Origin of the sequence: Aeromonas sp. ZOR0002 (genome assembly GCF_963866995.1) — a bacterium.
In the GTDB taxonomy this organism is placed as follows: Bacteria; Pseudomonadota; Gammaproteobacteria; order Enterobacterales; family Aeromonadaceae; genus Aeromonas; species Aeromonas caviae.
On the sequence record NZ_CAWMFQ010000194.1, the window covers coordinates 1 to 443 of the forward strand.

1 protein-coding gene is annotated in these 443 nt (G+C 68.4%); it reads left to right on the forward strand.

Translation table 11 applies throughout. The features are described from left to right. On the forward strand, positions 1-384 hold a 384-nt coding region (locus tag AACR77_RS11715), incomplete at its 5' end, for a methyl-accepting chemotaxis protein (RefSeq protein ID WP_231563219.1). Between the last annotated feature and the right edge of the window lie 59 nt (positions 385-443).

Sequence of the window (443 nt, forward strand, 5' to 3'; positions counted from 1 at the left end):
GTGCTGTCGCGCCGCACCCACGACTCCACCGCCGAGATCCAGCAGATGATCGAGGCGCTGCAGCAGACTACCCGCAAGGCGGTGGGCGGCATGGAGACCAGCCGCCAGCTGGCGGGCACCAGCGTGGAGGACGCCGAAGCGGCGAATCTCAGCCTGGGCAGGATCAACGAGGCCATCGGCGCCATCAGCGACATGGCGACCCAGATCGCGGCGGCGGCCGAGGAGCAGACCTCGGTGACCGGCGAGATCAGCCGCAACACCGAGAATATCCGCCACGTCTCCCAGGCGCTGGCGGCCCAGGCCGGCGAAGAGGCCGCCCAGGCGGCCCAGCTCAAGTCTCTCACCGAGCGGCTGGAGCAGGAGATCGGGCGCTTCCGGCTCTAGGCTGCGACCCGGATGTAACAAAGGCGACCCCGGGGTCGCCTTTATTCATCCTGTGTATG